Source organism: Pseudomonas psychrophila HA-4 (genome assembly GCF_000282975.1).
GTDB classification, from domain to species: Bacteria; Pseudomonadota; Gammaproteobacteria; order Pseudomonadales; family Pseudomonadaceae; genus Aquipseudomonas; species Aquipseudomonas psychrophila_A.
The window spans coordinates 1-334 of sequence record NZ_ALJC01000065.1; the positions used below are offsets into that span (position 1 = coordinate 1).

At 43.7% G+C, this 334-nt stretch carries 1 pseudogene; it reads right to left on the reverse strand.

What is annotated here, in order from left to right:
* A pseudogene (locus B347_RS26885) lies at nucleotides 1–334 on the reverse strand (hypothetical protein); the annotation flags it as partial.

Genomic DNA, 334 nt, shown 5'->3' on the forward strand with positions numbered 1-334 from the left:
GGGGATAACTTTGGTGAAGAGGTTGTGGTGGTAAAGCCAGATGACGAAAAACATGGCTGAGAAAAAAAACCACGCTATAAAAGCGTAACGCCAAGATACTAAGAAAATCCCTTTAATAGACTCCCATCCGTCCTGAAGGGTATCACCTAGCATCAACATTAAAATCCCACCTAAAAGAGGCACTCCAAAGGCTACGAGACAGGAAAATGTAAATGGCACCCCAAAGTTAAATTGATAAGAAAAAACTTTGGGTTCCCCGCCTCCGAAATCCATAAAAGTGTCGTTGTAATCACTGATATAGGGACAGAAGGGATGCGCTTCGGTCGGCAAAGGC